General features: G+C 66.3%; 10 protein-coding genes. 5 read left to right on the forward strand and 5 right to left on the reverse strand.

The genetic code is table 11. The features are described from left to right. Positions 1-2: 2 nt before the first annotated feature. The gene (locus tag KQ910_RS18280; RefSeq protein ID WP_216963431.1) at positions 3-899 is read right to left on the reverse strand and encodes a DMT family transporter; all 897 of its coding nucleotides are present in this window, start codon (positions 897-899) and stop codon (positions 3-5) included. A gap of 70 nt (positions 900-969) precedes the next feature. Here KQ910_RS18280 and KQ910_RS18285 point away from each other — a divergent pair, with 70 nt between their 5' ends. The 3 genes from KQ910_RS18285 to KQ910_RS18295 are packed head-to-tail and all read left to right on the forward strand — an operon-like array spanning position 970 to position 5,291. Beyond that, positions 970-3,213: a CHASE2 domain-containing protein gene (locus KQ910_RS18285; RefSeq protein ID WP_216963433.1), complete on the forward strand. Its 2,244-nt coding sequence runs from the start codon at positions 970-972 to the stop codon at positions 3,211-3,213. After that, on the forward strand, positions 3,194-4,114 hold the full coding sequence (locus KQ910_RS18290; RefSeq protein ID WP_216963436.1) for a glutamate cyclase domain-containing protein: 921 nt from the start codon (positions 3,194-3,196) through the stop codon (positions 4,112-4,114). Before KQ910_RS18285 ends, KQ910_RS18290 begins: the two co-directional genes overlap by 20 nt. A gap of 10 nt (positions 4,115-4,124) precedes the next feature. Continuing rightward, positions 4,125-5,291: an acyl-CoA dehydrogenase family protein gene (locus KQ910_RS18295; RefSeq protein ID WP_216963439.1), complete on the forward strand. Its 1,167-nt coding sequence runs from the start codon at positions 4,125-4,127 to the stop codon at positions 5,289-5,291. A 37-nt stretch (positions 5,292-5,328) separates the two neighbouring features. Here the strand turns inward: KQ910_RS18295 and KQ910_RS18300 are convergent, their stop codons facing one another. Genes KQ910_RS18300 through KQ910_RS18315 form a run of 4 tightly spaced genes read right to left on the reverse strand, consistent with a single transcriptional unit; the run spans position 5,329 to position 8,392 of the window. Continuing rightward, positions 5,329-6,435 (reverse strand): aromatic ring-hydroxylating oxygenase subunit alpha, encoded by a 1,107-nt coding sequence (locus tag KQ910_RS18300; RefSeq protein ID WP_216963442.1) that lies wholly within the window; start codon positions 6,433-6,435, stop codon positions 5,329-5,331. 8 nt (positions 6,436-6,443) lie between these two features. After that, positions 6,444-7,070: an exopolysaccharide biosynthesis protein gene (locus KQ910_RS18305; RefSeq protein ID WP_216963445.1), complete on the reverse strand. Its 627-nt coding sequence runs from the start codon at positions 7,068-7,070 to the stop codon at positions 6,444-6,446. Further along, complete coding sequence (locus KQ910_RS18310; protein WP_216963448.1) at positions 7,067-7,930, reverse strand: HpcH/HpaI aldolase/citrate lyase family protein; 864 nt, start codon at positions 7,928-7,930, stop codon at positions 7,067-7,069. The genes KQ910_RS18305 and KQ910_RS18310 overlap by 4 nt, the downstream gene beginning before the upstream one ends. Before the next feature lie 6 nt (positions 7,931-7,936). Further along, a complete protein-coding gene (locus KQ910_RS18315) occupies positions 7,937-8,392 on the reverse strand; it encodes a MaoC family dehydratase (protein WP_216963450.1) in 456 nt (151 codons plus the stop codon). 108 nt (positions 8,393-8,500) lie between these two features. Here KQ910_RS18315 and KQ910_RS18320 point away from each other — a divergent pair, with 108 nt between their 5' ends. Together KQ910_RS18320 and KQ910_RS18325 are read left to right on the forward strand one after the other, a co-directional pair. Beyond that, positions 8,501-9,478: an NADPH:quinone oxidoreductase family protein gene (locus KQ910_RS18320; RefSeq protein ID WP_216963453.1), complete on the forward strand. Its 978-nt coding sequence runs from the start codon at positions 8,501-8,503 to the stop codon at positions 9,476-9,478. A 15-nt stretch (positions 9,479-9,493) separates the two neighbouring features. Beyond that, positions 9,494-10,249, forward strand: a complete 756-nt coding sequence (locus KQ910_RS18325; RefSeq protein WP_216963455.1) for an SDR family NAD(P)-dependent oxidoreductase — start codon at positions 9,494-9,496, stop codon at positions 10,247-10,249. Positions 10,250-10,982: the final 733 nt, after the last annotated feature.

The following is a 10,982-nucleotide window of genomic DNA, read 5'->3' on the forward strand; positions in this document are numbered from 1 at the left end:
CCCTAGGGAATTAGGGATTTCTTCCGTTCCCGGGCCCGGACCCGCTCGCGGTGGAGGATGTAGAGGCCCGATCCCATGACCAGCGGCAGGCCGTACCACACCGTCCAGGAGGGCTCTTCCTTGAACCAGAGATATCCGAAGGCCACGGCCAGGACGATCGACACATAGTCAAAGGGCGCGAGAACGGCCGCGGGGGCCAGTCGCCAGGCCCTCGTGATCAGGATTTGGGCGAAGCCGCCCAGCAGGCCGAGCGTCAGCAGCCAGACCCAGTCCATCGCCGGCGGCCAGATCCAGTCGGGAATGGCGCAGGCCAGCGAGATCGCGGTGCCCACGATCGCGAACCAGAACAGCGTCACCACGTCGGGATCGTGCCGGCTGAGCAGGCGGACCATCACGGTCGAGAGCGAGTAGCAGAAGGTCGCCGCCAGGATGATGAGCGAGACGGCGTGGAACTCGATGCCCCAGGGATCGAGCATGATCAGCACGCCGGCGAAGCCGACGCCGACGGCGGTCCAGCGCCGCCAGCCAACCGGTTCCCCCAGGATCAGCACCGACAGGGCGACCATGAAGAGCGGGGCGGAAAAGGAGATGGCGTAGGCGTCGACCAGCGGCATGCGCGGAAAGGCATAGAAGAAGCCGAACATGCTGCCGAAGCCGATGGCCACGCGCAGCGCCTGCAGTCCGGGCCGGTTGCTGCGCAGCACCTTGAGGCCGCCGGCGTGCCAGATCAGGACCGCGACCGGCAGCAGGGCGACGCCGCTGCGGAAGACCATGAGCTGGAAGGAGCCATAGGTGCCGCCCAGCCCCTTCACCATCGCGTCCATCGTGCAGAACAGCACGAGGGCGCTCAGCTTGAAGTAGATGCCGTGAAGGGCGGTCTGGCGAGGGGCGTCCGACAAGCTGCGCTATTTGGCTTGGCCGTCATCCTCTGTAAAGTGAGTTCGTGGGAGAGCAGGGGGCGACAGGCACATGAGCTGGTTGATGCGCGGCATCAACGCACCGCGCGCGCCGGTCTTTGTCGCGCTGCTGGTGTTGCTTGGCGCGCTGGCGCTGCGCATTGCCGATCCGGCCGCGGTCACCCGTCTGCGCGACTTCGCCTTCGACAGCTACCAGCGGATCCAGCCGCGGACCTATAATCCCGAGACTCCGGTGCGCATCGTCGACATCGACGAGGCGTCGCTTCAGGAATTCGGACAGTGGCCGTGGCCGCGCACCATCGTCGCGCGCCTGGTCGACAAGCTCACCGAGAAGGGTGCCGTCGTGGTGGCCTTCGACGCGGTGTTCGCCGAGCCGGACCGCTCGTCGATCAGTCGCATGGTGCGCGACCTGGTGGCCTTCACCGATCCCGAGACCGTGCAGAAGCTGGCCGCCGCCGTGCAGGACAACGACAAGGTGCTGGCCGATGCCATGGCCCAGTCGCGCGTCGTCGCGGGCTTCGGCTTCGACGTGAAGGGCACTGGCAAGCCGCCGCGCACCTTCCACGGCGTCGCCTTCGCCGGTGACCAGCCCAGCCAGTTCCTGCCGCAGCAGGGTGGCACCGTGAAATCCATCGACATCCTGGAGGCAGCGGCCAAGGGCAACGGCAGCGTCAACACCGACGTCGACAGCATCGTTATCCGTCGCGTGCCGATGATGTTCCGGGTGGCGGGATACGATGGCCTGTTTCCCGCACTGTCGATCGAGGCGTTGCGCGTCGCGCAGGAGGCCTCGACCTATCTGATCAAGTCCTCGGGCGCCAGCGGGGAGATGTCGTTCGGCGAGAAGACCGGCATCGTCGCGATCAGGACCGGCAATCTCGAAGTGCCGACCGACGCACGCGGCCGCCTCATTGTCTACGACACCGGCCACAAGGAGGAGCGGTTCATTTCCGCCCGCGCCATACTGAACGACGAGGTGCCGGCGGAAAAGATCGAAGGCAACGTCTTCTTCGTGGGCACCAGCGCCATCGGTCTGAAAGATCTGCGCAACACCCCGGTCCAGGACGCTGTGCCCGGCGTCGAGCTGCATGCCCAGCTCGCCGAGCAGATGCTGGAGCAGAAGTTCCTGGCCCGGCCGGACTATGCCGACGGCGCGGAGTTCCTCTACCTCGCGATCATCGGCCTGCTGCTGGTCGTGCTGCTGCCGCGCCTGTCGGCCGGCAAGATGGCGGTCGTGGCGACGATCTTCATCGGCATTGGCCTCGCCGTGCCGTGGATCGCCTACTCGAACTATCAGCTGCTGTTCGACCCGATCTATCCGCCGGTCACCTTCGCGGCCATCTATGTCGGCGGCACGGCGCTGGCCTTCATGCGCACGGAGCGGGAGCGGGCGGAGATCCGTGGCGCCTTCGGCATGTACCTGTCGCCGGACCTTGTCGAGCAGCTCGCGCGCAATCCGAGTCTGCTGCAGCTCGGCGGCGAGCAGCGCGAGATCACGGTGATGTTCACCGACGTGCGCGGCTTCACCACGATCTCCGAGCAGTTCGATCCGCAAGGGCTGACGCGGTTCATGAATCGCTTCCTGACGCCGATGACGGACCTGATCCTGGGTCTCAAGGGCACCATCGACAAATACATGGGCGACGCCATCATGGCGTTCTGGAATGCGCCGCTGCCGGTCGAGCGCCATGCCGCGCGGGCCTGCGACGCGGCGCTGGCGATGCAGGCCCGCCTCGCGGAGCTGAATGAGGAGTGGAAGGCCGAGGCGATAGCCGAGGGGCGCAAGCACATCCCGGTCAATATCGGGGTCGGTCTCAACACCGGCCCCGCCTCGGTGGGCAATTTCGGCTCGACGCAGCGCTTCACCTATTCCTGCCTGGGCGACGACGTGAACCTCGCGTCGCGCCTCGAAGGCCAGTGCAAAACCTACGGCGTCGGCATCATCATCGGCCGCAAGACGCGTGAGGCGGTCGAGGACTATGCGACGGCGGAGATCGACCTCATCACCGTGAAGGGGAAGACCGAGCCCGAGCGGGTGTTCGCGCTGCTGGGCGATCCCGCCGTCGCGCAGACGGACGCCTTTCGCGCACTCCAGGCTTGCCAAGACGAATTCCTCAGGCTCTATCGCACCGGCGGCTTCGCCGAGGCGCTTGAGATGATCGGAACCTGCCAGGCCGCCGCTGAGACGGCGGGCTGGCGCCAGACCTACTACGAGATGATGCGCGGACGACTCGACGCCCTGATCGACGATTCGCCGGTGGACTGGAAGGGAGTCTATGTCGCCAAGGACAAGTGAGCAGGATCGTCGCCTCGCCGCGATCGAAGACCTGGTGTGCCGCGATCTCGGCCGCAAGACGCAGGAACTAATCGACGCCAATCGCGGCGGGCTGGCGGCGGCCGCACGGTCGCTGGCCACGGCCACGCGGGTGGGACTGATCACCGGGTTCTTCGTGCCGCGCGGCGACGTGGCGGCGGCGGAGACCGACGGTCCGGTGGGAACAGCCCTGCTGGCGGCCGCGCTGGTGGCCTGCGGCGTGCCCGCGCGCATCGCCGTCGACACGCCCAGCGTCGAGGCGGTGCGGGCCGCGGTCCGCGCTACGGGCGAGCCCGTGCTGGTCGACGAGATCCCGCTTAATGACGGCAGTGCGATCGACGAGACGGCGCGGCGCTGGCGGGAAGAGAACCTTACTCACGTCGTCGCCATCGAGCGCTGCGGCCCGAGCGCCGACGGCCGGCCGCGCAACATGCGCGGGGTCGACGTGTCGCCGTGGACGGCGCCGCTCGACACGCTGTTCGAGGGCGGCGACTGGGCCAAGCTCGCAGTCGGCGACGGTGGCAACGAGATCGGCATGGGCAAGCTGCCGGCGGGCCTGATCGCGCGACACGTGCCCAACGGCGCGGAGATCGCCAGCGTCACCTCGTGCGATCACCTCGTCGTCGCCGGCGTATCGAACTGGGGCGCCTACGGGCTGATGGCGGCGCTTGCGGTGCTGCGCCCGGACTGGCAGCCGGTCATTGCGAAATTCCTGACGGCGGAACGCGACCTCGCCGTCACGCAGGCGACCGTCGACGATGCGGGTGCGGTCGACGGCGTGACCGCGCTGCGCGAGGCCACGGTCGACGGCTTCGGTCCCGAAATCCACGGACCTCTGGTGGATAAGCTTGGTCGCATTGCACGGGGGGAAGGCGCGGACTAGCTTGCGCGCCATGGAAAATCCCTACGCTCCGACGCATCCCGAGATCCGCGACGCGGTTCGCCAACTCTGCCTGAAGTTCGACGGCGCCTACTGGCGCGAACTCGACCGCGAGCGCGGCTATCCGACCGCCTTCGTGAAGGCGTTGACCGAGGCGGGCTGGCTGTCGATCCTGATCCCTGAGGAATATGGTGGGTCGGGTCTCGGCATCTCGGCGGCGAGTGCGGTGCTGGAGGAGATCCACAAGGCTGGCTGCAACGCCGCCGCCTGCCACGCCCAGATGTACATCATGGGCACGGTGCTGCGGCACGGCAGCAAGGAGCAGAAGGAACGCTACCTTCCCAAGATCGCCACCGGCGAACTGCGCCTGCAGGCCTTCGGCGTCACCGAGCCGTCGAGCGGCACCGATACGCTCAGCCTGCGCACCACGGCGGTGAAGAAGGACAACAGCACCTACGTCGTGAACGGCCAGAAAGTGTGGACCAGCCGCGCCGAGCATTCCGACCTGATGCTGCTGCTCGCCCGCACCACGCCGCGCGACCAAACCAAGAAGAAGACGGAAGGCCTGTCGGTGTTCCTCGTCGACATGCGCTCGGCACTGGGCAAGGGCCTCACCATCCGCCCGATCCGCACGATGATGAACCACAACAGCACCGAAGTGTTCTTCGACAATATGGAAGTGTCGGCCGAGAACCTGATCGGCGAGGAGGGGCAGGGCTTCCGCTACATCCTCTCCGGCATGAATGCCGAGCGCGTACTGATCGCCTCGGAATGCATCGGCGACGGCAAGTGGTTCATCGAGCGGGCGGTGAACTACGCCAAGGAGCGCAAGCTGTTCGGCCGCCCGATCGGCCAGAACCAGGGCGTGCAGTATCCGATCGCCCGCGCCTACACGCAGATCGAGGCGGCCGACCTGATGGTGCGCAAGGCGGCCGCCATGTACGAGGCCGGTATCAACGCTGGCGCCGAGGCCAACATGGCCAAGATGCTGGCGTCGGAAGCCTCCTGGGCCGCGGCCGAGATGTGCGTGCAGACCCATGGCGGCTTCGGCTTCGCCGAGGAATACGACGTCGAGCGCAAATTCCGCGAGGCGCGCCTCTACACCGTGGCACCGATCTCCACGAACATGATCCTGAACTTCGTCGCCGAGCACGTGCTCGGACTGCCGCGGTCGTACTAGGTCGCAAATGTTGCCGTCCTGAGATCCTTCGCGTCGCTCAGGATGACGAAGAGACAGCCTCGACGATCATTCTCTGGAAGTGGATGACGAGGTGTTCGCTGTTGGTCAGGAAGCGGCCCGTGTCCGGGATCCCGCCCAGGAGGCCGCGCTGAACCGAATCGGTCAGCGCGTCGTCTTCCGCCGCTACCTGCTTGTTGAAGGCGACCAGCGACTTTGCGAAGTCCTCGCTCACGCCCGGTCCGAAGAACTGCTCGGAGAAGCCGTTGGTCGCGTTCGGGCCGTTAGGCGTCCAGACGTCGATCGACAGGTTGGGGAAACCCGGATTGATGTTGATCGTCACGTTCGGCCACAGGAAGTGATATTGCGACTGTGTTACCGCGCCGGCGACGTCGTATAGCTCGATCTTGCTCTTTCCTTCGAGGGCGGCCGGCCGGACCTGGCCGCTCTGGCTCGAGAAATGGCCGTGCGTCTTCAGCGTGTAGACGTCGGGCCGCACATCGATGGCGGCGTTGAAGCCGGGATGGGCGACGGCGCAGTGATAGCATTCTAGATAATTCTCGAGCATCGTCTTCCAGTTGGCGCCCGACTGCCATTCCTCTCGGCTGTAGTGGACGAGCGCGTCGAGATCGACGCCGCTCGCGGCGATCAGGTCGAGAACCGGGCCATAGAGCGACTTCGCGCTCGGCGCGTCGGCGTCGAGATTGACGAAGACGAACGGCCCCAGCGTCTCGGCGCGAATCGGCAGCAGCGGAAAGTCGGCGAGATTGAAGTTGGGCTCGGAGGCCGAGCGCGGCACGCGCTTCAGGCCGCCTTCCAGATCGTAGGTCCAGGCGTGGTAGCCGCATTGCAGGCTCCGGGCGTTGCCGCGGCCCTTCAGGACCTCGTGGCGGCGATGGCGGCAGACGTTCACGAAGCCGGCCAGGCCCTTCTCGTTGCGCACGACGGCAACCGGCACGCGGCCCGCATAGCCGGTGATGTAATCGCCGACCGCGTTCAACTGCGACAGCGGTCCGACATAGTTCCAGCTCTTGCGGAAGACGTGCGCGATTTCGCGTTCGGTGATGGCGGGATCGGTGTACCAGGATGCCGGCAGGGACTCCCCGCGGTCGAGGGCGGCGAGCAGGGGGCGGGAGTTATCGGCCATGTTCGTCATCATTCGAACATAGCGGCCCTCAACGTCGAAATTGCGGCCGAGATGGCGGCATGGCCGACCATCAGGAGAAACACAGTCCATACGGCGGTAATCACGGTCATGATCCATCCCAGAATGGCCATCACGCCGTCATCTTCGATCAGGGCGAAACAGAAGAAGAGAATCGCCCAGGCCGGGAAGAGATTGTCGAACGGAATGGGCAACGCGAGGATCACCACGTTGGCCGTCCAGGCGAACAGCAGCAGCCGTCGCGGCAGGCCGTTGACCCATCCCTCGCGCCGCGCGTGGACGGTGTTCTCGAGCCAGCGGATGAAGCGCCGGGCCTTGCCGAGGAAATCCTGCAGCTTGCCGCGCGGCAGGCCGCGCCTGCCGATCGCGCGCGGCAGCGACGGCACGGGTCTTCCGGCGAAGTATTGCGCCAGGAGATAGAGCATCGGCACGCCGGTGATCGTGGACAGCCAGGGAATGCCGGTCGGGACGACGTTGGCGACGTTCACCGCCAGGATCGCGAAGGCATAGGAGCGGCCTTCGAGTCCCGCGAGGAACTCGTCCAGCGAGAGGACGGACCGCCGATCTCCCGCGAACAGCCTATCGAGCGTGTCGAGAAGGCCGAAATTGTCCTTCATCCACCCTTCCGCGCAACCAGGCGGCGGGCCAGCACGAGATGCGGCTTGTCCAGCATCTTGCCGTCCATGGTGAGGACGCCGGCGCCGGGATTGCCCTCGAAGGTGGCGATGACGCGGTTGGCCCAGTCGATCTCGGCCTCGCTCGGCGTGAAGACCTCGTGGATGATCGCGACCTGGTCGGGATGGATGGCGATCTTGCCACCATAGCCCATGCGGCGCGCATCGCGCGCCTCGGCCCGCAGGCCTTCGACGTTCTTTATGTCGGGATAGACCGTGTCGTAGGCGGTGACGCCGGCGGCCACCGAGGCCATCAGGTTGACGGTGCGGGCCAGCTTGAACGTGTCGTCGTAGACGCCTGGAGAGGGGCCCTTCGCCAGCGCGCCGAGATCGGCCATCAGATCCTCGCCGCCCCAGGAATGGCCGATCAGGCGGGCATGTCTGGCGGGCGCCGCCGTCAGCGCGAGGATCGCCGCCGCGCTCTCCGTCGCGATGGTGAGGATGCGCGTCGCGCCGCGTTCGATGCCCTCGCGTGCCTCCAGCGCATCGAGATAGTTCGACATCAGGTCGAGATCGGCCTGGCCGACGCATTTCGGGAACACGATGCCGTCGGGCTTGCCCTGCATGGTAGTGGCGAGGTCGCCGAGCGTGAGGCCGGTGTCGAGCGCGTTGACGCGGACGTAGAGCTTCGGCCCGGCCCGGTCGGCGCTCTTCAGGTAGGCCAGCGCCATGTCGCGCGCGATCATCTTGCGATCGGTGGCGACGGAATCCTCGAGATCGAGGATCAGCCCGTCGGGACCGGAGGAGGGGCCCCTGGCGAGCTTGCGCTCGGAATCGGCGGGGACGAACAGGAAGGAACGCATCGGACTTCAGCTCCTGGGCTTCTTGCGCATCAGCGCCTGGCGGGTGCATTCGGCGACGATCTCGCCGCGCTGGTTGATCGCGGCGTGGGCGAACTCGACGATTCCGGCATCGGGCCGCGACTTGCTCTCGCGCAGGCTCACCACGCGGGTCCGCACCCGCAGCGTGTCGCCGTGGAAGACGGGCTTGGGGAAACGCACGTCGGTCATGCCGAGATTGGCGATGGTGGTGCCGAGCGTGGTGTCGTTCACCGTGATGCCGATCATCAGTCCGAGCGTGAACAGGCTGTTCACGATGCGCTGGCCGAACTCGGTCTTCGAGGCGAACTCCTCGTCGAGGTGCAGCGGCTGCACGTTCATGGTGAGGGAGCTGAACAGGACATTGTCCATCTCCGTCACGGTGCGGGTCCATTCGTGCTCGAACACGCGGCCGACGGTGAAATCCTCGTAGTAAAGCCCTGCCATCTTTCTCCTCGCGGAAGTCGAGCCTTCCTAGCATGGATGGACGCTGGGCGGCCCGCCATCGTATCAATGCCGCCACTGGATGGAACACCGAGAAACGGGAGCAAGACGATGCGCGCGATGCTGAGCGAAACGCCGGGCGGGCCGGAGAGCCTGAAGCTGGTGGAGATGCCTTCCAAGCCGCTGGGCAAGGGCCAGGTGCGCGTCGCGACCAAGGCGGCCGGCGTCAACTTCCCGGACACCCTGATCATCCAGGACAAGTACCAGTTCAAGCCGCCGCGCCCGTTCGCGCCGGGCCACGAGATCGCGGGCGACATCACCGAAGTAGGCGAGGGCGTCACCGGCTACAAGGTCGGCGACCGCGTGATCGGCATGATCGGCCATGGCGGCTATGCCAGCGAGGCCGTGGTCGACCAGATCCAGCTCCTGCCGATGCCGAAGAACATGAGCTACGAGGATGGTGCGGCGTTCACCATGACCTACGGCACCTCGTACTACGCGCTGAAGCAGCGCAGCAGCTACAAGCCGGGCGAGACGCTGCTGGTCACCGGCGCCTCGGGCGGCGTCGGCCTCACCGCCGTCGAGCTGGGCGCGCTGATGGGCCTGAAGGTCATCGCCGCCGTCGGCTCCGACGAGAAGATGGAGATCTGCCGGAAGTACGGCGCCACGATGTTCGTGAACTACGCCAAGGAGAAGATGCGCGACAAGGTCAAGGAACTGACCGGCGGCAACGGCGCGGACATCATCTACGACGCGGTGGGCGGCGATGCCTTCGACGAATCCGTGCGCTGCATCGCCTGGTACGGCCGCCTGCTGGTCGTCGGCTTCGCGGCGGGCCGCATCCCGTCTCTGCCGGCCAACCTCGCGCTGCTGAAGAGCTGCGACGTGCGCGGCGTCTTCTACGGCGCCTGGCGCGGCCGCGAGCCCGCCGAGGCGCGCAAGAACTTCGACGAAATGCTGGCCTGGTACGGCGAGGGCAAGCTGAAGCCGCACATCTCCATGCGCTTCCCGCTGGAGAAGGCCGCCGATGCCATGAACGCCCTGCTGTCGCGCAAGGCGACCGGCAAGGTCATCATCGACGTCGCCTGAGGGCGGGAGGATCGCATGGGCAGACTGTCGGGCAAGATCGCGATCGTGACCGGTGCCGCCTCGGGCATCGGCGAGGCGTCGGCAAAGCTCTTTGCCGACGAAGGCGCGCAGGTCCTGGCGGTCGACCGCCCCGAATCGGCGATCGACACAGCGCATGCGGGCAACGCGTCGATCGCGCCGTTCGCCGCCGACATCACGGGCGACGACGCACCGAAGAGGATCGTCGCCGCAGCGCTCGACCGCTTCGGCGCCCTCGACATCCTGTTCAACAATGCCGGCGTCAGCGGGCGGGCCTTCGTCGAGGAAATGACCGACGAGATGTGGGACCGGGTGAACGGGGTCAACGTGCGCGGCATGTTCCGGCTCTGCCGCGAGGCCATCCCGGCGCTGAAGCTCAGGGCCCGCGACAAGGGCCGGGCGCGCATCGTCAACACGGCGTCGGTCATGGCCTTCGACACCGACTATGGCTTGGCTGCCTATTGCGCCTCCAAGGCTGGGGTCGGCGGGCTCACGCGCACGCTGGCGCTGGAGCTGGGGAAGTTCAACATCACCGCCAACTACGTCTGCCCGGGCGCCATCTACAGCGGCATGACACGGACCAACTTCGACAAGCCGGAGATCCGCGAGGTCTGGGAGAAGAAGGCCGCGCTGCGCCGGCTCGGCCAGCCGATCGACATCGCGCGCGGCGCCCTGCTGTTGGCCTCCGATGAAGCCGACTTCATCACCGGCCACGAGCTGGTGGTCGATGGCGGCCTGACCCTGCGCACCTGAGACGCAGGCAATAAGGGTATGAACCCAGGGCGTTGGAAACTTCTCCGGCCAGGAGCCTAAGCCCGGGCATCTCATAAGCTCTTGACGTTGGCGGCCGCTAGTTGCCTGAAGTGGTCAAGCCGGGCGAGCGCTGCGCTCGGCATCGCTCAATCCACCAACGCCATCGTGATTGTAGCGGTGAACTCCAGTCGCGGCGTCTGACGATCCACGCCGCAGGCCTCCGCTGCTTCCGGGCGTGACCATCTCTCCAGCGCCAGTGCCAACAGCAGGATCCGGCAAGAGAACCGGCCATCCTGACTCCGAGACAGCCGACCCAGTTGCGCCGAAGACAACTCCAACCGGGTCACCTCGATGTCGGCACTCAACCTGTCCTCCCGCGCCGCACTTTAGTCGCTTATATGGAAAACATAGCCGGTAGCGGCAGCGATTCCTGTCGGCGGTTCCCTTCGAGATTTGACGCTTGCAATTTCAAAGTCCGGCTCATCAGTAGCTCAAAGGCTCGCTTCTTACAGGAGAGACGCCTTTGGGATTGTTTGGTGGTGATGGCAGTGATGCCGCCTCTCCTCCGATGCCGTCGCTGCTTGACGGCCTCGGGGACGATAGCCCGTTTGGTCTGCAGGCCGACGAGACGTTGGTGCGCCAGCTCGACACCCGGTTTGCTACTGAGGTCCGCAGCCTGGTGCACGATCCGGCGACGGGCCTCGCGGGCCGGGACCCTGAGGCCGCGCTGTCC

This window comes from Reyranella humidisoli (genome assembly GCF_019039055.1).
In the GTDB taxonomy this organism is placed as follows: Bacteria; Pseudomonadota; Alphaproteobacteria; order Reyranellales; family Reyranellaceae; genus Reyranella; species Reyranella humidisoli.

Coding starts and splice junctions, on each gene's coding strand:
- KQ910_RS18315 (WP_216963450.1), bottom strand. CDS start 8,392: ATGGCAGGGCTTTACTACGAGGATTTCACCGTCGGCCGCGTGTTCGAG.
- KQ910_RS18310 (WP_216963448.1), bottom strand. CDS start 7,930: ATGCGTTCCTTCCTGTTCGTCCCCGCCGATTCCGAGCGCAAGCTCGCC.
- KQ910_RS18320 (WP_216963453.1), top strand. CDS start 8,501: ATGCGCGCGATGCTGAGCGAAACGCCGGGCGGGCCGGAGAGCCTGAAG.
- KQ910_RS18290 (WP_216963436.1), top strand. CDS start 3,194: ATGTCGCCAAGGACAAGTGAGCAGGATCGTCGCCTCGCCGCGATCGAA.
- KQ910_RS18300 (WP_216963442.1), bottom strand. CDS start 6,435: ATGGCCGATAACTCCCGCCCCCTGCTCGCCGCCCTCGACCGCGGGGAG.
- KQ910_RS18325 (WP_216963455.1), top strand. CDS start 9,494: ATGGGCAGACTGTCGGGCAAGATCGCGATCGTGACCGGTGCCGCCTCG.
- KQ910_RS18285 (WP_216963433.1), top strand. CDS start 970: ATGAGCTGGTTGATGCGCGGCATCAACGCACCGCGCGCGCCGGTCTTT.
- KQ910_RS18295 (WP_216963439.1), top strand. CDS start 4,125: ATGGAAAATCCCTACGCTCCGACGCATCCCGAGATCCGCGACGCGGTT.
- KQ910_RS18305 (WP_216963445.1), bottom strand. CDS start 7,070: ATGAAGGACAATTTCGGCCTTCTCGACACGCTCGATAGGCTGTTCGCG.